Annotated in this window: 20 protein-coding genes; 17 read left to right on the top strand and 3 right to left on the bottom strand. The window is 47.2% G+C overall.

Annotated features, from left to right (window positions below; genetic code table 11):
• The first annotated feature begins 223 nt into the window (after positions 1-223).
• Positions 224-517, top strand: coding sequence for a hypothetical protein (locus LCF57_RS27310; RefSeq protein WP_226003472.1), 294 nt, complete (start codon positions 224-226; stop codon positions 515-517).
• 52 nt (positions 518-569) lie between these two features.
• Here LCF57_RS27310 and mnmA read toward each other — a convergent pair whose 3' ends face one another.
• Positions 570-1,691, bottom strand: a complete 1,122-nt coding sequence (gene mnmA / locus LCF57_RS27305; protein ID WP_226003471.1) for a tRNA 2-thiouridine(34) synthase MnmA — start codon at positions 1,689-1,691, stop codon at positions 570-572.
• Between the two features lie 304 nt (positions 1,692-1,995).
• Here mnmA and cymR point away from each other — a divergent pair, with 304 nt between their 5' ends.
• From cymR to LCF57_RS27285, 4 genes are all read left to right on the top strand, one after another.
• Complete coding sequence (gene cymR / locus LCF57_RS27300; protein WP_226003470.1) at positions 1,996-2,415, top strand: cysteine metabolism transcriptional regulator CymR; 420 nt, start codon at positions 1,996-1,998, stop codon at positions 2,413-2,415.
• Positions 2,416-2,426: 11 nt separating this feature from the next.
• Positions 2,427-3,578 carry a cysteine desulfurase family protein gene (locus LCF57_RS27295; protein WP_226003469.1) on the top strand — a complete coding sequence of 384 codons (1,152 nt, stop codon included), beginning with the start codon at positions 2,427-2,429 and terminating at the stop codon, positions 3,576-3,578.
• A gap of 137 nt (positions 3,579-3,715) precedes the next feature.
• Positions 3,716-4,237: a PRC-barrel domain-containing protein gene (locus LCF57_RS27290; protein WP_226003468.1), complete on the top strand. Its 522-nt coding sequence runs from the start codon at positions 3,716-3,718 to the stop codon at positions 4,235-4,237.
• Positions 4,238-4,247: 10 nt separating this feature from the next.
• On the top strand, positions 4,248-4,460 hold the full coding sequence (locus tag LCF57_RS27285; protein ID WP_025718630.1) for a hypothetical protein: 213 nt from the start codon (positions 4,248-4,250) through the stop codon (positions 4,458-4,460).
• A 178-nt stretch (positions 4,461-4,638) separates the two neighbouring features.
• Here the strand turns inward: LCF57_RS27285 and LCF57_RS27280 are convergent, their stop codons facing one another.
• Positions 4,639-6,612, bottom strand: a complete 1,974-nt coding sequence (locus LCF57_RS27280; RefSeq protein WP_226003467.1) for a methyl-accepting chemotaxis protein — start codon at positions 6,610-6,612, stop codon at positions 4,639-4,641.
• 224 nt (positions 6,613-6,836) lie between these two features.
• Between LCF57_RS27280 and LCF57_RS27275 the strand changes: the two genes are divergently transcribed.
• The 11 genes from LCF57_RS27275 (at position 6,837) to LCF57_RS27225 (ending at position 20,161) form a co-directional block, all read left to right on the top strand.
• Positions 6,837-7,904: an AI-2E family transporter gene (locus tag LCF57_RS27275; protein WP_226003466.1), complete on the top strand. Its 1,068-nt coding sequence runs from the start codon at positions 6,837-6,839 to the stop codon at positions 7,902-7,904.
• 352 nt (positions 7,905-8,256) lie between these two features.
• Positions 8,257-10,890, top strand: a complete 2,634-nt coding sequence (alaS, locus tag LCF57_RS27270) for an alanine--tRNA ligase (RefSeq protein WP_226003465.1) — start codon at positions 8,257-8,259, stop codon at positions 10,888-10,890.
• Between the two features lie 136 nt (positions 10,891-11,026).
• Positions 11,027-11,287 (top strand): IreB family regulatory phosphoprotein, encoded by a 261-nt coding sequence (locus tag LCF57_RS27265; RefSeq protein ID WP_045902591.1) that lies wholly within the window; start codon positions 11,027-11,029, stop codon positions 11,285-11,287.
• A gap of 9 nt (positions 11,288-11,296) precedes the next feature.
• Positions 11,297-11,713, top strand: coding sequence for a Holliday junction resolvase RuvX (gene ruvX, locus LCF57_RS27260; RefSeq protein WP_226003464.1), 417 nt, complete (start codon positions 11,297-11,299; stop codon positions 11,711-11,713).
• 13 nt (positions 11,714-11,726) lie between these two features.
• Positions 11,727-12,029 carry a DUF1292 domain-containing protein gene (locus tag LCF57_RS27255; protein ID WP_025682191.1) on the top strand — a complete coding sequence of 101 codons (303 nt, stop codon included), beginning with the start codon at positions 11,727-11,729 and terminating at the stop codon, positions 12,027-12,029.
• A complete protein-coding gene (locus LCF57_RS27250) occupies positions 12,026-12,328 on the top strand; it encodes a DUF1292 domain-containing protein (protein WP_226003463.1) in 303 nt (100 codons plus the stop codon). The genes LCF57_RS27255 and LCF57_RS27250 overlap by 4 nt, the downstream gene beginning before the upstream one ends.
• A gap of 93 nt (positions 12,329-12,421) precedes the next feature.
• A complete protein-coding gene (mltG, locus tag LCF57_RS27245; protein WP_226003498.1) occupies positions 12,422-13,450 on the top strand; it encodes an endolytic transglycosylase MltG in 1,029 nt (342 codons plus the stop codon).
• Positions 13,451-13,461: 11 nt separating this feature from the next.
• On the top strand, positions 13,462-14,391 hold the full coding sequence (locus LCF57_RS27240; RefSeq protein ID WP_226003462.1) for a peptidase U32 family protein: 930 nt from the start codon (positions 13,462-13,464) through the stop codon (positions 14,389-14,391).
• A 30-nt stretch (positions 14,392-14,421) separates the two neighbouring features.
• Complete coding sequence (locus LCF57_RS27235) at positions 14,422-15,753, top strand: peptidase U32 family protein (RefSeq protein WP_226003461.1); 1,332 nt, start codon at positions 14,422-14,424, stop codon at positions 15,751-15,753.
• Between the two features lie 224 nt (positions 15,754-15,977).
• Positions 15,978-18,227 (top strand): methyl-accepting chemotaxis protein, encoded by a 2,250-nt coding sequence (locus tag LCF57_RS27230; protein ID WP_318840821.1) that lies wholly within the window; start codon positions 15,978-15,980, stop codon positions 18,225-18,227.
• Between the two features lie 125 nt (positions 18,228-18,352).
• Positions 18,353-20,161, top strand: coding sequence for a peptidoglycan D,D-transpeptidase FtsI family protein (locus LCF57_RS27225; protein WP_226003459.1), 1,809 nt, complete (start codon positions 18,353-18,355; stop codon positions 20,159-20,161).
• Here LCF57_RS27225 and LCF57_RS27220 read toward each other — a convergent pair.
• On the bottom strand, positions 20,116-21,270 hold the full coding sequence (locus LCF57_RS27220; RefSeq protein WP_226003458.1) for an AI-2E family transporter: 1,155 nt from the start codon (positions 21,268-21,270) through the stop codon (positions 20,116-20,118). The genes LCF57_RS27225 and LCF57_RS27220 overlap by 46 nt on opposite strands.
• A 176-nt stretch (positions 21,271-21,446) precedes the next feature.
• Here LCF57_RS27220 and LCF57_RS27215 point away from each other — a divergent pair, with 176 nt between their 5' ends.
• Positions 21,447-22,844, top strand: coding sequence for a polysaccharide deacetylase family protein (locus tag LCF57_RS27215; RefSeq protein ID WP_226003457.1), 1,398 nt, complete (start codon positions 21,447-21,449; stop codon positions 22,842-22,844).
• Positions 22,845-22,968: the final 124 nt, after the last annotated feature.

Raw genomic sequence — 22,968 nt, 5'->3', positions numbered from 1 at the left:
AAGAATAAATACATTACATACTATGTACAGTTCTCGTAGACATTACAGGGTGCTGGTGAGACGCTGGTTGGAGCTCGAGAAGAAGGATTATCAGCTGTCGTTTCCGCTTCAGGCGTAGGGAGTATCGTTGGCGTACCGGGACTAATTGGATCAGCAGCTTTGGCGGCGCATGGAAGTACCACCGCATAAAGGTGTAAACGGAAGAGGGAAAAACTCAACATAATTGTGGCAGATAACGAAGGGGGAAGGTGGAGGCTCATTCTCACATCATGAAGCAACAAACCAATCACTTCCTACAATTAAAAATCCAAAAAAAGTTGAGATTGTCAATAAGAAAGGTGAGTCTATAGGTGAATTCGATGAAATTGATTTGAATAAGAAGATAGAGAATAACGCATTCTCTACAAGAGCAACAAAGAATGGTTCATCTGATACTCCCCATCTTGATAGTATCAAAGATATTCGAGAATTTGTTTTTAGATTAGACGGTGATCAAAAAGTCGTTCCTCCCAAATAAGGAGAAACGACTTTTTTTAATTTTTACTGTGCTGATGAAAATGGTCATTCATTTAAACTGTTTCAGGCAGAAGTTTTTGCACCTTATCAATGGTTCCGCCGCCCAAGCACCGCTCCCCATCATAAAACACGACAGCTTGTCCAGGGGTAATAGCCTTTTGATGCACATCGAATACGACGTGTACGGTTCCATCCTCAAGCCACTGTAAAGTCACTTGCTGGTCAGGCTGGCGGTAACGGAATTTGGCAGTGCAACGGAATTCCCCGGATGGACGTGCATCTGCGCCTTCAATCCAGTTCACATCGGTTGCAATCAGGCTGGTGGAATACAAGCTGTGGTGACGATCACCTTGTACCACATACAAAATATTCTTCTCCAGATCCTTATCGGCTACGAACCATGGTTCACCTGAACCTGAGCCGCCGATGCCCAAGCCTTGCCGTTGACCAAGTGTATAGTACATTAGCCCATCGTGGCGTCCTTTGACTTCACCAGTAGCGATATCCACCATGTCTCCACCTTTTGCAGGCAGATATCCACTCAGAAACTCCTTAAAGTTACGCTCGCCGATAAAGCATACGCCCGTGCTGTCTTTCTTCTTGGCCGTATATAGTCCCGCGGCTTCGGCAATTTTGCGAACTTCCGGCTTTGGCAAATGACCAATCGGGAACATGGCCCGGGACAGCTGCTTTTGACTTAACGCATTCAGGAAATAGGTCTGATCCTTGTTGCTATCCACACCGCGCAGCAAAGTAAAGCGGCCGTCTTCTTCCACAACCCGTGCATAATGTCCCGTAGCAACATAATCTGCTCCCAAATCCAGCGCTTTATTGAGAAACTCGCCGAATTTAATCTCTCGGTTGCACATGACATCCGGGTTGGGTGTGCGTCCAGCTTTATATTCATCAAGAAAATAGGAGAATACTTTATCAAAGTATTCTTTTTCAAAATTGACGGTATAGTAAGGAATGTCGATCTGTTCACAGACGCGGCGCACATCCTCCGCATCCTCTTCAGCCGTACAACGGCCAAATTCATCCGTGTCATCCCAATTTTTCATGAAGATGCCGATTACGTCATAGCCCTGCTCCTTCAGCAGCAGCGCGGTAACGGATGAGTCGACGCCACCGGACATCCCGACGACGACACGGGTTTCATGATTGGCTTTAGCCATGGTCATCACCCAATTCTTTCATTATTGTTGTAGAACCCACCTATTGTAACATAAACGATAATAAGTTACGATGTTTGGACGATTAAACGACAAGGCGAACGATGGGAGAAAACTACATAAAACGGGCTAAAGCCGTTCCAAATCGCTCGAAAACAACTTTTTTTAAGATTGTAACTGTAATGTTTCCCTTTACCTGCCCTAATATGTTAACATAAGCTGAGGGTTAGGATCGGAATAGAGAGGTTTACAACACCAGTTATTCCGCGTGTTTAACGGAATTGTTACTATAAGTGAGGTGGCGCAATTGAAAATATCAACGAAAGGTCGTTATGGCCTGACCATTATGATGGAACTTGCAGCCAGATTTGGCGAAGGTCCGACTTCTTTGAAAAGTATTGCCGAAAAAAATCAGCTCTCCGAGCATTATCTGGAGCAGCTTATTGCACCTTTGCGTAATGCAGGTTTGGTAAAAAGTATCCGTGGTGCATACGGCGGTTATATTCTTGCGAATGAACCAGGAGGGGTAACCGCGGGAGATATCATTCGAGTATTGGAAGGTCCGATTTCTCCGGTCGATTTCACGGAAGAAGACGATCCAGCAAAACGCCAGCTCTGGCTGCGAATTCGTGACAGCATTGCAGAAGTGCTGGATTCCACAACGCTGAAGGATTTGATCACATACCAAGAACATGATGAGTTGGATAATTATATGTTCTATATTTGAGGTGGATTAACATGAACAGAATTTATCTGGATCATGCCGCATCGACTCCTATGCATCCTGAGGTTGCGCAGACTATGATGGACATCATGACCGGCCAATTCGGCAACGCTTCGAGCGTTCATGTCTTTGGCCGGGATGCCAAGCGCACTGTCAGTGCTGCGCGGGATGCCGTTGCGGCCTCTTTGGGCTGCAAGCCTGAAGAAATCATATTTACAAGCGGAGGAACAGAAAGCGACAATCTGGCCCTGTTCGGGACGGCTACGGCAGATGGCCGTACTTCCGGCCACATCATTACAACCGCGATTGAACATCATGCGGTGCTTCACGCCTGCAACGAGCTTGAAAAAGCAGGTTATGAGGTAACCTACATTCCGGTCAACGGCTTTGGGCGTGTGAACCCTGCGGATGTAGAGGCTGCCATACGGCCGGATACGTTTTTGATCAGCATGATGTATGCCAACAATGAGATAGGCGTCATCCAGCCGATCCATGAGATAGGACAGATTGTGAGAGAACGTGGCATCATATTCCATGTAGATGCGGTTCAAGCTTTCGGTCATGTTCACATAGACTGCCAGACTCTTCCGATTGATTTGCTTAGCGTATCTGGCCATAAAATTAACGGTCCGCAAGGGATGGGTGCTTTGTATATCCGTCAGGGTACACGCATCCAGCCGCTAATGCATGGAGGACTTCAGGAGAAGAAGCGCCGTGCCGGTACTGAAAACATTGCGGGAATTGCTGGTCTGGCAAAAGCCGCAACGCTTGCTAGTGCGTCCATAGAGGAACGTTCGGCGTACGATACAACGCTTCGTCAGACCTTGCTGAAAGCATTGGGAGACACTTTGGGGAACGATGCTTTTGTGATCAATGGGGATCCAGAGCATTCTTTACCCAATGTCCTAAATGTAAGCTTCCCCGCCATTGGTACGGAAACCATGCTGATGAATCTCGATATGGAAGGAATTGCAGCGGCCAGCGGTTCAGCCTGCACTTCCGGGTCTCTGGAGTTGTCGCATGTACTGCAGGCGATGAATCTTCCTGAAGATGTTTTGAAATCAGCGATTCGTTTTAGCTTCGGTTTGGGTAATACTACGGAAGAAATGGAATACACGGCCAAGAAAATTGAAACCATATGGAAGCGACTGCGTACTAGGTACTAGGGTTTTCTCCGCATTTCAATAAGAAGGGAGGGCGGTTTTCCATTTCATTGCATGAACGGAAGCAAGGTCTGACAGGCATGTACGAAAAGGACCGCACCTTCGTTCGGAATTTGCAGAATGAGGAGGTACCCTATATTATGAGGCTTCAAGATATGATCGGGCTTGCCGTTTTCGATGTAGAGGACGGGAAGCAGATTGGTAAAATACATGACTTTATGGTGACAGCTGATTGGAGAATTACAGGAATCGAGTTGGAGGGCAAAGGCCTTTTCTCTTCTCAAGTGAAAGTGGTTGCTTGGGATGACATTGTTGCTTATGGTGAAGATGCGATCATGATTCGCAATCAGCAGGTTGTCCGTAAAAAGGAAGCCAGTGATATACAACATACGTACTTGCTCGGACCCGGTAAACTGAAGGATTTATCCGTGCTGACAGAGGAAGGGCTTATGCTCGGACACATTTCGGATGTTTATTTCGACCAGGAAATGGGCAATAACATAATAGGCTTGGAAATCAGCGATGGTTTTGTATCGGATATTATAGAAGGGCGGAAATGGCTGCCCTGCACCGAAGATATGTCCATCGGGGAAAATGCTGTTATGGTGCCCCCGTTAAGCGAGCAGCGTCTGGAAAAAGCCATATATTCTGTTAATGGATAGGGTGAGTTTATTGAGATGTCCGAATTGTAATTCGAAAGATATCGGCAAAATCGGCTCCCATCAATTTTATTGTTGGGGATGCTTTATCGAACTTCAGGTGAATGGTGAAAAAATGTCCGTCTACCAAGTAGAAGAGGATGGAACGCTTAGTTCGTTGGATGACCTGTTCTTCGGAGATGAAATGGTACAACAGGACTTGCCGCAGATCCACGCTTCTTCTTAAGCTTTCACATGGAGCGGACAGGCTGCCTACTATGGAGTGATCTCTAACCCATTGCTTAAAATATAACAAAATGGGTAGATAAGGCTTTATAAAAATAACGAAGAGGGTGACCCCGATGGCTGTATTGGCCTGAGGGTCACTCTCTTTTATTTTGCATGGTTCTGTGAGAAAACTATTTCTACAGTTTAAAGCGTTTGACCTCTTCCAGTAGAAGATCCGCGTGCGAATCGAGTTTGGAGGAAAGGACGGCAATATTGTTCATGGAATGGCCTTGTTCCTGCACAGAGGAAGCTACTTCCTCGGTAGAAGCTGCACTTTGTTCAGAGACGGCCACCACGCTGGAGATAACATCTGAAATATGTCCGGCATTCACACGGAGTTGATCCGTCGCGGCGGTAACGTCCTCAATTTGGGTAAGCATATGCTGAGAAGCTCCACGGATGGATTCAAACGCCTGTCTCGTTGCGGTGGAAGCCTGCTCCTGTTCTACAGTTACAGAAAGAGCCTTCTTCATTTCCTCCGCGCTTCGTAGTCCTGCAATTTTGATTTCTTCCAGCTTACTCATGATACTGTCACTGGAACTGCCCGCTTGTTCAGCCAGCTTCCGCACTTCCCCTGCGACGACGGCAAAACCTCGTCCGTGTTCCCCGGCTCTTGCTGCTTCGATGGATGCATTGAGGGCCAGCAGGTTTGTTTGTGCAGCGATATCGTGGATGGCACCGGCCAGTCGCTCAATATCCTGAGTTTTCAACGTGAGCGAATCTACGGCTTCTCCTGCCGCAGTCGTCGTTTGTCTGGACTCAGCTGCCAGCTTCGCTTGACGCTCTGCTGTTTCATACCCTGCCAGCACGGCAGCATCTGTCTCGAACACGGCGGATTGGGTTCGTTTGACACTTTCGCCAATCAGGTTGATGGAATCAGTCATGTGAGTCAGCTTCTCAGACCCGGAATACACGGCCTCAGCCTGATCGCTCGCTCCTTGAGCAAGCTCCTGAACTGCACTGGAGATTTGTGACGCGATGGTTCCAGTATCTTTGGCATGCTGGTGCATATCATGCGAAGCTGAACTGACATCGGCGGCTGTATCTGCTACCTTACGCAACAGGTTGGAGAGATTATCCGACATGATGTTAAAATCCGTGCCCAGGCTGGCAATTTCATCCTTACCCTTAATTTCCACTCGTGTTGTCATATCTCCTTCAGCTACCCGTTTGACATTCACTTGAAGCTTCCGAATCGGCTTGATAAAGCTGTTTGCGGCCCAGACTGCCAAAAGCATAGCAACGACGAAAATAATAGCAACAGTAATCAACAGTTGATTACGAGTGGCGTAGTACTCCTGAAAAGCAATATCTTTAGAAATAGACAATCCTACAACCCAGCCTGTGCTGGGCATTTTTTTAAAATAAAGCTGACGGTCACTGCCATTATAGCTGTAGTCTGTTTCTCCCGAAGGTGCGCTCAGCAGGGCCGCAGTTGTTGAGCCCAACTCAGGCATATCCTTGAGGTTTTTACCGGCCAGCTTGCTATCGGGGTGGGCGACCACGACTCCATTCTGGTCAATCAGAAATGCGTAGCCTAATCCGTTGAGGTTTATGTCTTTAATGATTTTTGTCATATCGTTTAATAAAATGTCCTCACTGACTACCCCGGTAATGGAACCGTTGGAATCTTTGAGAGGTTTGGCAATCGAAATCGTAAAATCCGTGCTAGCCGCGTCAATATACGGTGAGGAATAATACATTTCCCCCTTGGCTTTGGCATCCTTGTACCACGGACGGGCGCGAGGATCGTAACCCGCTTCAAACCAGCCGGAGCCATCCCAGTAGGTTCCATTCTCAAATCCGGCATAAATGTTAGAGATGCTTTGATCCTTATACTTTTGAAAGGCTGCCTTTAAAGAAGTTATTTTGGCATCTGACGGAATATTGCCTGATTCCAAACCTGCAGCCAGTGTCTCGATAATTTTGGCATTCCCACGTGTCCATCCATCAAGCTGATTGACGGTTTCGGTGGCTTTACTGCTCATAAGCTCCTGTATGTCACGGTTGGCCTGATTTTTAATGCTTGTCAAGCTAATGACCGACAAAGGCCCGGCTGCAACGATAACAATGCAGGTGAAGAGGAGAATAAGCTTCATTTTTAAGTTCATACTACGACCTCCGATGATTCAGAAATGTGAAAGCTTAAATGGTTCTTTGTACTTAATATCGTCAGATGGAAAGACTTTGTTAATCATTTTCAATTGTTTTCATTCTTTCTTCATAGTCATTATTGAAATTTCTTCCAATGTTAAAGCCTCAAAGTCAGGGGAAGGATTAAAGTAGAGGTACGAGCATATACTTAAAGGAGGCTAGTCCGGTAAGGGGGCACGATATGGAACAACTAACCAAAAGCAGACTGTTCCGGTACGGAATATGGACGCTGCTGGGACTTGTCATTCTATATTTTATCTGGTTGCTGCGACCACTATTTTTGCATCTGTATGAATTTCTGAAAACGATCATTGCTCCGTTTGCAGTAGCGATGATCATTTCCTATGTACTTAACCCTATTGTCAATATGCTGGGCGGTCGCAAGGTGCCTCGAAGTGTAGCGGTGCTGCTTATTTATGCTGTATTTTTAGCCAGCCTTGTTGTCATTTTGATGAATCTGATCCCCATGTTTATTGAACAACTGGATGAGCTGAATGAGCATTTGCCTGAGCTGACTATGCATGCACAGGGATTAATGTCGAATATGGATAGCGGGATTTTGCCTCCAGGGGTGCGAACCGGTATGAATCAGTGGTTTTTCCAACTGGAAAACCGGATGGCTACGGGAATTTCCACCTTTATGGATAACATCGGTGGCATGATCAATATGCTGTTCAATGTGTTCATTGTGCCATTTCTCATTTTCTATATTTTAAAGGACTTTGATATGTTCGAGCGGACGATTGTATCTTATCTCCCGCGTTCTCGCCGTAAGGCAATTGTAACGGTACTTAAGGAAATTGATCAGGCGCTTGGCAACTATGTCAGAGGCCAACTGCTGGTATGCGTCATTATTGGCGTAATGGCTTATATCGGATATATGCTGATTGGCATGCCTTATGCACTGTTGCTGGCAGGTGTAGTAGCGGTTTTCAATATTGTTCCGTATTTGGGGCCTTTTTTGGGGGCTGCTCCGGCGGTAGTTATGGCTTCTACGGTTTCCTTCAAAATGGTGTTGCTGATCGTAGTCGTGAACACCTGTATTCAAGTACTGGAAAGCAATGTCATTTCACCTCAGGTTGTCGGACGAACCTTGCATCTGCATCCGATAGCCATCATATTCGCCCTGTTGGTGGGTGGAGAAATAGCGGGAATTACTGGCTTGATTTTGGCAGTTCCGGTGATGGCCGTATTGAAGGTAGCGCTTCAGCATTTTTTTGCTTATTATGTGAAGCGTAAACCGATCTGATTTTGTGTGTTCTCCTTATCTATCCCGTCTGAAATCGCGTTGACACGGCTAAATGACACGGATATACTGAAATGAGTATGTTTAAATGTGTTTATCCAGTAGGGAAAGCTCATTTCGGAGTGCGGGCTGAACCCGCCGGGATGCTCCCGTTACCAGTGAAAACAAGGCGATCGCTCGTTCGTTAAGCAGATGCCCGAGTGTGCAGCTTGCACATGTGGCATTTCGTACAGAGGGGACGGCGATAACCAGGGTGGTACCGCGATACAATCGTCCCTGATCCGTTCAGGGGCGTTTTTCTGTTTTTATGGCCTGTGCCAAGAACAAGTGACACCATAACTAGGAGGCAACTTATATGAAAGCTAGTGAAATCCGCTCCAAATGGCTGGAGTTTTTTGAAAGCAAAGGACATGTGATTGAACCAAGCGCACCGCTTGTTCCTCATAAAGATCCTTCCCTGCTGTGGATTAATGCGGGCATGGCGCCGCTTAAGCCTTATTTTGACGGACGTGTGAAGCCTGAAAATCCACGTATCGCCAATTCGCAAAAATGTATTCGTACGAACGACATTGAAAATGTCGGCAAAACACGTCGCCACCACACTTTTTTCGAAATGCTCGGCAATTTTTCCATTGGTGACTATTTTAAGGAAGAAGCCATTACGTGGGCATGGGAGTTTCTGACTGATCCGAAATGGATTGGCTTTGATCCAGAGCGTTTAGCTGTCACCGTGTATCCTGAAGATGAAGAAGCGTACAAGCTGTGGACCGAAAAAGTCGGCCTTCCTGCTGAACGTATTATCAAATTGGAAGATAACTTCTGGGACATCGGCGAAGGCCCTTGTGGACCATGTACGGAAATCTTTTATGATCGTGGCGAAGCCTACGGCAGCGATATGACAGACCCTGAAATGTATCCGGGTGGAGAAAATGAGCGTTATCTGGAAGTATGGAACCTCGTATTCTCACAATTCAACCATAACAAAGATGGCAGCTATACGCCGCTTCCAAACAAAAATATTGATACAGGGGCCGGCCTGGAGCGTTTTGCATCCATTTTGCAAAATGTAGATTCCAATTTTGATACGGATATTTTCCAGCCGCTGATCCAGAAAACCGCAGCAATGGCAGGAGTCAAATATAACGAAAATGTGGACAGCGACGTGGCTCTCAAAGTCATTGCCGACCATGTTCGCACCGTAGCTTTTGCGATTGGTGACGGTGTACTGCCTTCCAACGAAGGACGGGGCTACGTAATTCGCCGCTTGCTGCGCCGAGCTGTGCGTTATGGAAAAATGCTCGGTATGAACCGTCCATTTATGTTTGAACTGGTGGAAACGGTTGGAGATATCATGGGCGTATACTACCCAGAAGTGGTGGACAAGCGTGATTTCATCATCAAGGTGATCAAAACGGAAGAGGAACGCTTCCACGAAACACTGACAGACGGATTGGCTATTTTGGCTGATATCAGTGCTCAGGCGAAGGCGGAAGGCCGCGATATGATTAGCGGAGCAGACGCATTCAAACTGTACGATACGTACGGGTTCCCATTTGACCTCACTGAGGATTATGCAGATGAGCAGGGCTTGAAAGTAGACCGTGAGGGCTTTGATGAAGCGATGCAGGAGCAACGCAAACGCGCGCGCGACGCTCATCAGGACAATGCCAGCATGAAGATTCAGGGCGGAGCTTTGTCCGATTTGGCGGTTAAAAGTGAATTTGTTGGATATAATGACCTCGTAACTGAGTCTAAAATTATGGCAATTGTATATGAAGATGTTCTGGTGGACAGTGTTAGTGAAGGACAGACTTGTCAGGTCGTGCTGGATGTGACTCCTTTCTATGCCGAAAGCGGTGGACAAGTCAGTGACCAGGGCTTGCTGCGTGGAGGTACGGTAACCGCGAAGGTCGAAGGACTGTTCAAGGCACCGCAAGGCCAGCATGTGCATCAGGTTGTCGTAGAAGCCGGTGAGCTGAACGTTGGCGATACGGTGAAAGCAGAAGTAGATCAAGCCTCGCGTGGAGAAATTGAGAAAAATCATACAGCCACGCATTTGCTTCACAAAGCGCTTAAAGAAGTGCTGGGTGACCATGTCAATCAGGCAGGTTCTTTGGTAGAGCCTGGGCGTCTGCGTTTCGACTTCTCCCACTTCGGAAGCATTACAGCGGAAGAGCTGGCGGATATTGAGTTACGGGTAAACCGTGCCATCTGGAGCCAGCTGGATGTGAATATTGAACTGAAACCGATTGATGAAGCTAAGGCACTGGGAGCGATGGCGCTGTTTGGTGAAAAATACGGAGATATCGTGCGTGTCGTTAAGGTAGGCGATTACAGTATTGAGCTGTGCGGTGGCTGTCATGTCAGCAATACCTCGCAAATCGGACTGTTCAAGCTTGTCAGCGAGAGCGGTATCGGATCAGGTGTACGTCGTATTGAAGCAGTAACCGGGCGTTTTGGCTTTGAATATATGGAAGGTCAATTGGAGCTGTTGAAGGTGTCGGCCGGGCTGGTTAAATCCAAGCTGTCCGAGGTGCCGAAGCGCATCGAATCCTTGCAGCAGCAAATTAAAGACCTCAGTCGTGAAAATGAATCGCTGCAAAGCAAGTTGAGCGCTATTGAGGCAGGTCAACTGACGGATCAAGTCGTGCAAGCTGGTGGAGTACAACTGTTGGCTGCACGCGTGCAGGCTTCCAGTATGGACGCCTTGCGGGCCATTGCCGATGAGTTGAAAGGAAAGCTTCCGGCTGCTGTGCTGGTGCTCGGCGCTGCTATGGACGACAAAGTCAATTTTGTCGTAGCTGTACCGGCAGAGCTTACCAAGGCAGGACTTCACGCAGGCAAGCTCGTGAAGGAAATTGCTGCCGTATGCGGCGGCGGCGGCGGCGGACGTCCTGATATGGCACAAGCTGGGGGCAAGGATGCCAGCAAGCTGGACGAAGCACTTCAACGTGCGCATGAACTGGTGGCGGCAGCTTCTCAAGGATAAAGTTCGATAATTTTTGCGGATTTTTGGAAAAAACCGGACTAAGGCATTTCCTTGAAGGGCTTTGCTTATGGTATGATGTATAAGAATAAGCTGGCATAAACATGTACACATGTTTTGTGGAAGCGAGGTGTCAACAATGGATTTCATGGACAAAACGGTCAAATTTAATGTCAAGGCGGACGAGAAGGAAGCTTCTGCTCAGGAAATTTTGTTGACCGTATATGATGCTCTGGTAGAAAAGGAATACAATCCGATCAATCAGATTGTCGGGTATTTGCTATCAGGTGATCCGGCTTATGTGCCGCGGCATAATAATGCCAGAAGCCTGGTACGCAAAAAAGAACGCGATGAATTGATTGAAGAGTTGGTTCGTTTCTATCTGGCGAAGCACCGTTAGGAGACAGGCATGAAAGTAATGGGATTGGATTACGGGGACCGCCGAATCGGGGTCGCCGTAAGTGATGCCTTCGGCTGGACCGCCCAAGGATTGGAAGTCATTGAACGACGTGGTGACGACAGTGAGTTCGGTAAAATTGCAGATTTAATCCGTGATCATGAAATCGGTGAGGTGGTTGTAGGCTTGCCGAAAAATATGAACGGAACCGTGGGTCCACGCGGTGAGATTTGCATTGAGTTTGCGAACCGACTCAAGGAGTTGCTGGGATTACCCGTTCACCTTTGGGATGAACGGCTGACGACGCGTTCGGCAGAGCGTACGCTTCTGGAAGCCGACGTCAGCCGAAAAAAACGCAAGCAGGTGGTAGATAAGCTAGCAGCAAGCCTGATCTTGCAAAACTATTTGGACGCACACAGTACAAGGTGAGGGGGATATCGTAATGGCTGAAAATCAAGTGGGTATGGAAGAAGAGCCGGAAATTATTTATATTGCCGATGACGAGGGCAACGAAGAAGAGTTCGAGGTCATTATGAAGTTTGAGGTAGACGGTTCCGAAGCGAAGTACATGATGGTTGCGCCAGTGGACCCTGAAGCTGATGAGTCCGATGTTTACGCCTTCCGTTATGAGGAAGAAGGCGATGATATTAAATTGTTTGTGATCCAAGACGATGCTGAATGGGAAATCGTCGAAGAGACCTTTAATACATTTGTAGAAGAAGAGGACGAGGAAGACGGGAAATGACGAACTATTCACGCGAAGACCTAAGCTGGACCTCTGATTTGAAAGAAGCGTTCGACGGCGATGTAGAGTTGCAGGATGAACAGGGTCATGCGGTACGCATGGAGCTGGAAGCAGAGTTTAAGGTAGGTAATCAACGGTACGCCGTATTACGTCGACCTGGGGCTACTGCAGGCGAACATGAGCTATATCATGTGAGCTCATCCACAGACGGCGAAATCTCCATCACCACCATCGAAGATGATGACGAGTGGGAAGATATTTCCGAGCTGTACGATGAATGTACGCTGCCGGAGCTGTAAGCCTGGATAACGAGGAGATCAAACCTGAAAGGGCGGACCTGTCCGCCCTTTTTGGCTGTGAAGGAGTTGAGTGGATTGAAGCGAAGGACGAGGATGGTCACGCTGCTGTTGCTGCTTGTCATCATAGCAGGAGGAGCAGCTTTCTATATTTGGAGTGCTATGCAGCCTGTTCAGCCGCAAACGCAGCCTGTTGCATTTACGGTAGTGAAGGGAACAGGGACCTCAGCTATTGCAGATACGCTGGAGCAAAAGGGACTTATACGTAATGCGCTCGTGTTTAAGGCATATCTAAAATTCAAACAGCAAGGAAGTGCATTTCAGGCTGGAAAATATGAAGCGCAGCCTGGCGTAACCTTTGATCAGCTAGTTGCCAAGCTATCGGCAGGGGACGTTGTCAAAGAGGAAATGATTCGTTTTACAATACCGGAAGGTTATACGATCAGACAGATGGCTGATAAGCTGCAAAAGGAAGGGCTGGCAAACCGGAAGCAATTTTTGCAGCTGGCCAACGATCCGTCTGCCTTTGACGTCTCGCTCGTGCGGGATATTCCGAAGCAGGCAGGGCTCCGCTATGCGCTGGAAGGCTATCTCTTCCCCGAAACCTATGAGCTGAAAAAAGGCAGCACAACCAAGGATATTGTTCAGACGATGCTGGAGCAGACGCAAAAACGTCTGAATACCATACCCGATTTGGATGCCAAGCTGAAGCAGCGGGGCGAAACGCTGCATCAATTGTTAAGTGTTGCTTCTCTGGTGGAGCGCGAGGTGGTTGTGGATGAAGAACGGCCTATAGTGGCTGGAGTCATTTATAACCGACTCAAGAAGGACAAGAAGCTGGAAATTGACGCTACTGTTCAATACATGCTGGATAAGCAAAAGGAACGGCTGTATTATAAAGATTTGGCTGTAGAAAGTCCTTATAATACGTATTTGCATCAAGGACTTCCACCAGGACCGATTGCAAGTCCGAGCTTAAAATCAGTGGTGGCGGCCTTAGAGCCGGAAGCTACGGATTATTTATTTTATGTGACTAAAAAAGACGGGACACATAAACATTTGTTTGCCGCCACGTATAAAGAACATTTGCATAACATTCAGGTAAGTAACCGTAAGACAAAATAGGAGGTGAGCCTATGGCTTACAAACCCGAACTGCTGGTAACCGCCAGCTCTCCGGAGGATGCCCGCCATATGCTGGATGCCGGAGCAAATGCATTGCTGATTGGGGATGACCGCTTTGGCATGAGGCTGCCGGGACATTTTACACCGGATCAAATCCGTGAGGTGGTAGAAGAAGCACGGAAGCATGCGGCGCAGGTATATGTATCGATGACAAATTTGATGACGAACGAGCTGTTGCCGCTTCTTCCCGAATATGTGCAGACAATCGCAGGATGCGGTATAGATGCCATTGAGTTTAATGATCCGTCGGTGCTCATGGCGGTGAAGGAGCATGCTCCCCATCTGAAGCTGTTTTGGAACGGAGAAATGATTTCCACCAACTTCGCAACCGCCAACTATTGGGGTGAGAAGGGAGCTTCGCGTGTTATTTTGGCCCGTGAGCTCAGTATGGACGAAATTACGGAAATGATTCCCAAGCTGAACATGGAGGCACAGGTTCAGGTACATGGCATGACTAATATTTATCATTCCAAGCGTAAGCTTGTACAAAGCTATATGCTGCATCAGGGACGCCCGGTAGAAGGCGATCTAGGCAAGGAGCGCGGTTTGTTCCTGATTGAAGCCGAGCGGAAGGAAGAGAAGTTCCCCATCTATGAGGATATAAACGGGACGCATATTATGAGTTCGGATGATTTCTGCATCATGGAGGACCTGCATATTCTGATGGAGGCAGGCGTACACAGCTTTAAGATCGAAGGGCTGTTAAAACCTACGGCTTACAATGCGGCAGTTGTTCGTGCTTATCGTAAAGCCATTGACACCTATACAGCTAATCCGGAAGCTTATGCGTATGATGAAAGCTGGCTGGATGAGGTTCGCCGTCTTCAAGACCCTGAACGCGAGCTATCCTTCGGATTTTTCTATAAAGAGCAGGTTTATTAATATTATATGAACACACAAGGGGGGAACGTCATGGGAACGTTGACCAAAACGAGAAAATATAATGGCAAGCGGAATCGTCTGGATAAGCCGGAGCTGTTGGCTCCTGCCGGAAATCTGGAAAAGCTGAAGTTTGCGGTTCACTATGGCGCGGATGCTGTATATATTGGTGGACAAAAATATGGTCTGCGTTCTAACGCCGACAATTTCAGTTTTGAGGAAATGCGGGAAGGTGTGGAATTTGCCAACAAGTACGGTGCCAAGGTGCTTGTGGCTACGAACATCTATGCCCATAATGAAGATATTGCCGGGATCGAGGAATATCTGCGCAATCTGTACGAGGTAGGAATTCATGCTGTTATCGTTGCTGATCCAGCCATTGTATCTGTGGCATTGCGTGCTGTTCCGGGATTGGAAGTGCATTTGAGCACACAGCAATCCACACTGAACTGGCAAGCGGTAAAGTTCTGGAAAGACGAGGGACTGCCACGTGTTGTCTTGGGACGTGAGACCAGCTTGGAGGAAATTGAGGAAATTAAAAAGCATGTAGATATTGAGATTGAAGCTTTTGTCCATGGTGCGATGTGTTCTTCATTCTCTGGTCGCTGTGTGCTATCCAATCACTTTACAGACCGGGATTCCAACCGTGGGGGATGCTGTCAGTCTTGCCGCTGGAAATACGACTTGTTCGAGGATGCCCGCCCGGGCGAGGTGTGGATATCTGAGGAAGAGGCGCAGGACAGTAATGTGCTGAAACAATTCCAGCTTGGCGTTAACCAGCTTCCGCTGTTTGAAGAAGGAGATAATGCTTTTTCGATGGGTTCCAAGGACCTGTGCATGATTGAAAATATTCCTGATCTGATTGATGTCGGTGTAGACAGCTTTAAAGTGGAAGGACGCATGAAGTCCATTCATTATGTGGCTACGGTCGTGAATGTCTATCGTCAAGCGATTGATTCCTATATGGCTGATCCTGAAAATTATGTGCTCAAACCAGAATGGATTGAAGAAATTAACAAGGCCGCCAATCGTCCGCTGAATACAGGCTTTTTCTACGATACACCGGATCATGAGGATCATATTTATGAGCCGGAAGAGAAGGCAGTGCCTTATGATTTTGCCGGACTGGTCATGGATTATGATTCTGCGAGTGGCATCGCAACGATTCAGCAACGGAATCATTTCAAGCCGGGTCATGAAATTGAATTTTTCGGTCCGAACGGAACGTTCTTTAAACAAAAGGTTGGAACGATCTGGGATGAGGAAGGCAATGAGCTGGATGCTGCCCGTCACCCGCTTCAACGGATTAAAATGAAGGTAGATCAGCCTGTATCGTATTTTGATATGATGCGTAAAAAGAAGTGAATAGGCCCTAAGTCTCGGGTTAAAAGATTCAAAAGTCTCTCCTATCGGTTGGAGAGGCTTTTTTTTGAATACTTTTCTAGGAAAAAAGTTTCACAAAATTTAGTCATTCCTCAAAGGAAAGCTACATTCCGTGTCGAATAGTTCCGATAGATGTTATATAGATAATAGATACATAATGGATGACGTGGAACAGGAAACTAATCATATGGTGGTAGGTGAGATGAATGGGTTTTCGGAAAAAAGAGGGGAATACAACAAAAAGGCAAGCAAAGAAAACAGATCTTATGAAAGGCTCGAAGGACAGCAAGGTAACAACGGATAACAGTTCACAAACGGTAAGAGTGTCCTCGAAGGTTCTCCCCTGGGTAGCTAGAGCCACCCGTAAGAGTACATCTAATTTAAAGCGGTTACTTAAGCTAGAAAAGTACAGTAAGGATTTCATGCATTTGGTCAAAAACTATAATCCGATCCGTTCGGTTGGAATGAAATTGTTCCTGATTTTTTTTGCGGCAATTATGCTATTTGTGGTCAGCTTGGGGATGCTCTCATACTACAAGGCTAAAAGTACAATTGAGCGAAATGCGGCTACAGCATATCAGCAAACCGTTCAGCAAACTTCGGAAAAGCTGGATATTATTTTAGAGCGTTTTCAAGATACCTCGACACAGGTATTTTTTGATACAGAATTAAGCGATCAACTGCAAAAGGCAGTAAAGAAGGAGAAAAACTCCTTTGATTCTTTTGTTGCTATGGGCGAAGTGAATAAGAAGCTAACGAACCTTGCTTTTACGAATAAAGCGATTGATTCATTATATTTGTACCCGGAAGAAACCAGTTTAGCTGCGATGGGTACAGGAACACAAAAGGATGTACGACAGGAAGCATGGTTTAAGGATATTTTGAAAAACAAGGGAATTGTTTGGCTACCTACGCAGGTGAATGATAATGGAAGCAAGACTTTTCGTCTGGCACGCTCCATGAACAGTATGTCCGGGTTGGGAGGGACTTACGTTCTGGTTATGGATTTAAAGTCCAGTGCGGTGGAGGATGAGTTGAAAAGTGTTAATTTGGGCTCAGGCAGTATGATTAGCCTTGTGACAGACAAGGGTGAATTTGTAGGCTCTAACATGGATAGCTTGGCAGGAGGAAAGAAAAAGCTGGATTACGTTTCCAAGCTAGAAGGAATCGAAGGAAATCAAATTATGGAGCAGGAAGCAAATGGGAAAGAGCAAAATGTGCTTACGGTTCATAATACACTGGGAACCTCCAAGTGGATTCTCGTGGGTGTAATACCTGTATCTGAGCTGGTTAAAGACGCGAGGGGGATTTTAACAACGACCTGGATATTTGCTGCGGTGGCTGCACTCATTGCATTGTTCATTGGCCTGTGGATCGTACGCCTCGTGGCGCGCCCGTTGACCCATTTGAAAGATTTAATGATCGAAGGAGCCAAAGGTAATTTGCAGATCCGAACGAATTATAAGGCTCAGGATGAAATTGGCCAGTTGTCGGTCAGCTTTGACATGATGATGGAGCAAATCACATTGCTGGTAGAGCAGACGAATGCCTCGGCTCAGGAGGTTCTGAATACAGCAACGGAATTAAGTGATGCCTCGAAGAAGACGGCAATTTCAGCCAAGGAAATTGCAGCCGCAACTGAGGAAATTGCTCATGGCTCCACCAGTTTGGCAACAGAGGCTGAACGTGGCAGCGGATTAACCGGGAATATATCTCAGCAAATGGATATGGTGATGGCTTCTAATCATGAAATGAGCTTGGCTGCGCAGGAGGTTGAACAATCCAGTGAAAAAGGGACGATCCAGCTGAAAAACCTGTTAAGCAAGACGCGGGTTACAGAAGAAACTACGCATGCTCTGGTAGGCAAGGTAGATGAACTGAAACAGACAACTTCCGATGTCTTTCGGGTGCTGGATGTATTACAGGATATTGCTAAACAAACAAATATTCTGTCACTGAATGCGACGATTGAGGCGGCACGGGCAGGAACTGCCGGACGTGGCTTTATGGTGGTAGCGAATGAGGTTCGGCAGCTGGCCGAGCAATCACGTCAAGCCATTCATACGGCCTCAGGCATTATTAACAACATCGTCAATGAGATGAATGAAACGGTCCAGGCGTTATCCGAGGTGTATCCACTGTTCCGTGAGCAGATGGGAGCCGTACAGGTGACGACGGACATTTTCCAATCGGTACAGCAGCAAATGGGAGAGTTCGCGCTTCGACTGGGAACCGTCACCTCATCCATTCAGGAATTGAGTGAATCGCAGACCATTTTATCTGAGGCGATGACCAATGTAAGTGCTGTAGCCGAGCAATCCTCGGCCACTTCACAGGAAGTCGCTTCTCTCAGTAATGAGCAGGCAAATATCGGTAATCAACTGGTAGGCTTGTCTGATAAGCTGGAAGGTGTATCCGTGAAGCTGAAGGAACAGCTTTCACGGTTTACAGTGTAAATGTAACAAAAATCGTAGTTGTTAATTTTATGATTAACGACAGAAAACCCATTCCCGTGTTCAAAAGCGGAATGGGTTTTCTTTTTTAGCTACAGGACATACTACTGGAAAAAGATGAAAGAAGGATGCGTGTGCCGAGGCGTGGCAACAGCTTCATGCGAAAACGTCGAATTGCATATATGGCCTTGGGGATCATGGCGCTGCTGCTCATTTTACTACTCCGATTGGCTTGGATTCAGGGGACGGCGGGGATACATATGTCTGCTTACGGGGGACATTCGCTGAAGGAAATGTCTGTACGTCAGCGCCAGGAGGGAATTGCTATCGACTCTGGGCGTGGACAGTTCACGGATCGATATGGGCAACCATTGACTGGTGGTGTAGTCTGGACGCCAGTGCTTTTCCCCGATGTTGACGGCAAAGCGGCTCTGCATGGCGAAGAACTCGCCAGGCTGCTGCAGACGAATAAGAAGCAACTGCTGACACGATGGAAAGGTCTGCAATCACCGCTAATATGGCGCGATGGGCGCGGAGAGCCCGTACAAATCAGGCCGAATGAAGCAGGCAAGCTGCTGAAGCTAGCCCCTTCACTCATCGAGCTTGTACCTTATGCGAAACGCTATACGGATCTGCCTAATGGCAGGCAATGGCTTGGCTTTCTGTATGAGCGTGCCGACCGAGCGGGTGAACTACCCATCGGGGCAGCCGGGCTGGAAAGAACGCTGGAGCCGCTGCTGAGCGGCGTCGGTGAAACGTTCGTCTCCCGGTTGGTGGATGCGCAGCGTCGCCCGCTGGCCCATGTACCGCTTCGGGTCACTGCTCCATCTAATGATCACTATCCGCTACAGGTGCAGACTACAATTGATCTTTCATTACAGGAGCAGCTTGAAAAGCTGACGGCCACCAATCACCTGGCAGAAGGTGCGGTGGTTGTACTTGATGCGGGCAATGCGGATGTGCTGGCGATGGTGTCCCGTCCTTTTTATAATCCTGTTCGTGTTGATCCGCAGCAGACCACAGATTGGTCGAATCGCGCGCTCAAGGCGGTAACCCCCGGTTCCATTTTTAAACTGGTTACGGCTGCGGCTGCACTTGAATCGGGTGTTGTCCAACCGAAGGAGCAGTTCCATTGCCATGGAACCTATGGCAAGTACGGTTTGACTTGCTGGAAAAAAGAAGGACACGGCACCCTGAACCTGGAGGAGGGGCTTGCCGTATCCTGTAATAGCGTGTTCGCTCATCTTGGCGAACGGCTTAAACCTGAGCAAATTCAGGCGGCGGCCTCTGCGCTGGGATTGAGTCGAACAGTGGGCTGGCAGGAGCGAAATCTTGCAGGGCTACCGCAATTCAGACCGCTGGATCACGAGGAAAAGGGAGCCGTATTCGGCTCCCATACCCATGCGGCAGATCCGGGCGTACGTGCACAGACAGCTATCGGTCAGCGCGATGTGCTGGTCACGCCTCTCCAAGCCGCCAATCTCATCGTCACCTTGCTGCACGATGGCCAGGTCCATGCTCCACGCCTTGTGAATCGCATCAGCTACGCAGATGGAGGCACCATGCTGGAGCTACCTGCTCATGCTTCACATGCTCCCCAGGGAAGCCAGCAGATTCATGCCTCCACGGCTCGCACGCTTCGCGAGGCGATGGAGGAAGTCGTGGCCCATGGCACAGGCGCATCCTTGCGTGATAAAACATGGCATCTGGCTGGAAAATCGGGTACAGCCCAAGCCTTAAAGAACGGTCGTCCTGTAAATCACCAATGGTTTATCGGTTATGGTCCGGTAGAGCGACCTCGTTATGCCGTTGCCGTCCTGGTGCAAAATGCTTCAAAGCACTCTGCCAATCAGGCTACTGCACTGTTCGGACAGGTGATGGATCTGCTAGCTCAATTTTCCTCAGCTCCACGAGCAGTTCCACGTTCTTCCTCCTGAATTTTAACAATAAACGGGGGCTCATCAAATTCTTCTGTCGGAAACCGAATCCATTGTTGCAGATAGCCTTGCTGCCACAATTCCTTGAGCAAAATAATCAGAATCGGAGACAAAATTAATCCGGCCAATCCGAAGATGGATAACGATATAATGGCAAAGGAAAGCATCAGATAGGCAGATGAGACACCGATGGAATTTCCAGTAATTTTAGGCTCCGCCAGCTGGCGGACGATCACCGCAACAGCCATGACAACAAGCAGCCCGATTGTCAAGCTGGTATTACCCGTGATGAACAAATACACGGCCCACGGAATAAAAATAACAGGCACACCCAGCAAGGGAAGAATATCAAATAAAGCCGCCACAAGCGCCAATGAAAGGGCATTATCCACTTGTAAAATGAGTAAACCTATAAATACAAGAATAAAGGTAATCCCTACCAGTAAGGCTTGAGCCTTCAGAAAAGCGGAAATCGCTTTAAGCACGTGGTTTTTTAGAAAAAGGTAAGCCGTTTTAAGTGTTTTGGGAGTCTTGCTACGGGCAATTCCCTTCCAAAGATTAATTTCCATACTTAAAAAGAATGCTAAAATAATTGCAACGGCAAAATTGCCCATAAAAACAGTGAAGGAACTGAGGAATTGTATAAAAAAGGATAACCCGAGTTGTGCCCATTTGGTCGCAATCGTGGTCGCAGTTGCAAAATATTCATTCACACGTTCCGTAACACCCGGAGGTAAAGCAGCAATTTTATCTTGAGAAAGATGAAGATATCGCGTGAATTCCGTTTGGATAATCTGGGTATAATGTGGGAGGTTTTGCGCGACTTTCGTAAATTGCGTAACCAAAATCAAACCCAATCCGAAAAAAATAGCGAGTAAAAGAATGATGAACAACAACACAGAGAGCGCGGAGGCGAAAGGCTTCTTCATCCCTTTACGATGGAAATAACGGGCTGCAGGTTCAATGCACCAGAACACGACGAACGATAGGAATACCGGTGCCGCCAGTTGATACAGCTTGCTGGATACGAACATAATTAAATACACGGTTAATACAATCAGACCGATATCAAAAACGGTACGCCAATATTTTTTGTACAATGGAAGCATATGTATACAACGACTCCTTTAAGATTTTTACTTATTGTACACTAAATTGGACTTCATTGCTGATCAGGCAATAGCAAAATGTCCGCATGCTTACGCTTTATGATAATATATAAGTAAGTGAGTTTTCCTCAGAGAGCCAGCTTGGGAGTTCAGAATAGAAAAGTGGGGATAAAAACGTGCAGACTTTGCTGTTATGGATGTTTTACATTTCAACTTTTTATGCTTTTATTCCGGCGTTGGTCAGTCGTATTTTTGGGTTCAGAGTGTTTCGGCGTGGCAAAAGCGAGCAAGAATTTGCGCTCACCTTTGATGATGGTCCTGATCCGGTATATACCCCGCAGTTGCTAGATTTGTTGAAGCGTTTTGATGCCAAGGCCACTTTTTTTGTCATCGGCATAAATGCGGAAAAGCATCCCGAGCTTCTAAAACGCATGCATGATGAAGGCCATTTGATCGGTATTCATAATTATGTGCACAAATCGAATTGGCTTATGCGACCAGTTACTGTCAGAAGGCAGATTGCCCAAACAGAGGCAGTCATTCGCCGGGTAACGGGACAGGGAACGACCTTCTACCGTCCGCCATGGGGAATTGTGAATTTCTTTGATATTTCCAAGACGAATGGCCGTCGAATTGTATTATGGTCCTCCATGTTCGGGGATTGGAAGGCGAGGATTGGAGCGAAACAGTTAGCGGAGCGAATGCTCAAAAAGCTGAGGGGTGGCGAGGTGATGCTACTCCATGACTGTGGTACGACATTGGGGGCAGATGAAGAAGCCCCTCAGAATATGCTAATTGCACTGGAGAAGCTACTGTTGGTCGCTCAAGAACGGCAATTACGCAGCGTACGGGTGGATACATTGTTTTGTCAGCCTGTCCATATTTCAGCTGCTGGTGAGATAGCCGGTACAGGCTGGTTCAAAAGTATGCTGGTATTCGGATGGCTGCTCTACGAGCGGTTATTCCACACTTTATTCCGGCTTCGTCCCGTAAGCAAGGAGGATACAATTTTTTATTATCGTCGCCGTACCTATCATGGACCGAATGTAAACATGGAGAACGGTAGGTGGCTAAAAAAGGGAGACCCGATAGTCGAGCTTCATTTTGATAATAAAATGTTGTTTCATTTAGGTTCGTCGGCAAAGTCCATGGTGCATTTGGCTATTCAATTAATCAGGATAGTGAAGCGGCAGCTTCCTGATCTTGCCCATCTGCTTGTACATGATTCTGGAATGAACGGCGTAAAGGCTGTCTATGCAGTAAGTATGATTAACCGTGGACCGGAGAAACTGGGTTTTCAAATTCAAGAGCTACCCAAAGGGCTGTTCAAGAAAGCGTCCACCATATATTTAAAGCTGTTATTTAGTGTCATCCATCCTTCGGGCCCAGAACAGTTGAACGACAAAAAAGAGGTGATGGTACCGAAACTGATCGTGATGCCAATCGATACTTTGTTTGACCGTTTTCATCAAGAGGGTCCATTTCAGACAGATCAACCCCCCGATCAAACCAATCAACGAGACGCTACACATATGCTCCACGGTGAAGTGAGTGATGAGGTTAGTTCCATTTAAACAGCAGTTAGAGCTTCACAAGCAGTGGATGCAGGATCAAAGCAGTCAACCTAATACGAAAAAGCCTCCCACTCCCTGTTATTAAAGGGAGCGGGAGGCTTTTTTAACTGTTCATAAAATATAT

The sequence above is a fragment of the Paenibacillus sp. BJ-4 genome (assembly GCF_020404765.1).
GTDB lineage: Bacteria > Bacillota > Bacilli > Paenibacillales > Paenibacillaceae > Paenibacillus.
The sequence above is the reverse complement of the archived record's forward strand: the minus strand, read 5'-3'. Positions and strand labels throughout refer to the sequence as shown.